Annotated in this window: 1 protein-coding gene and 1 pseudogene; one reads left to right on the top strand and one right to left on the bottom strand. The window is 61.4% G+C overall.

Features of this window, described 5'->3' with window-relative positions; all coding sequences use genetic code 11:
- Positions 1-279: pseudogene (locus tag A3754_RS27230) on the top strand (sodium:proton antiporter); the annotation flags it as partial.
- A 37-nt stretch (positions 280-316) separates the two neighbouring features.
- Here A3754_RS27230 and A3754_RS27235 read toward each other — a convergent pair.
- On the bottom strand, positions 317-581 hold a 265-nt coding region (locus A3754_RS27235), incomplete at its 5' end, for a hypothetical protein (RefSeq protein WP_197468457.1).

Here is a 581-nt window from a genome sequence, read left to right on the forward strand (position 1 = left end):
TTCCTGGTGGGCCTGGCGTCGGCCCTGTTTGACAACGTGCCGCTCACCGCCGCCCTGCTCAATTCCGGCATCGAAATGAACCTGGCCCAGTGGCTGTCGCTGACCTATTCGGTCGGGGTGGGTGGCGCACTTCTTGTCATCGGCTCCGCCGCCGGCGTGATCGCCATGAGCAAGATCGAAGCGCTGACATTCGGCAGCTACCTGCGATATTTCGGCTATCTGTTGGTGGCCTATAGTGTTGGTTTTGCTGCGGTCCTTGGGCTCGGCCAGCTTCTGTAGCCCCAGCTATACGCCGGACCGGGGTTCCCGGTCCGGCCTACCAGCGGCCTTCGCGCTGCAGCTGATTTTTCCATTTTCGCCAGCGGGGTTCTGCATACGCCGGGCGTGGCTTGAGTGCCCGTAACGGCGCCCAGTCATTCTCGCCCAGCCGGCTCATCCATTCCTCATCCGGCAGAACCGCCTCCCCTTCATGAGGCTCCCCATGGCAGCTATAACGGAAACGCAGCAACCACAGCGTTTCCTCTCCGTCCTCGGGCTCATTGTATTGCGTCACTGACAACACCACCCCATCCACATTGGTG

Source organism: Alcanivorax sp. HI0083, assembly GCF_001635175.1.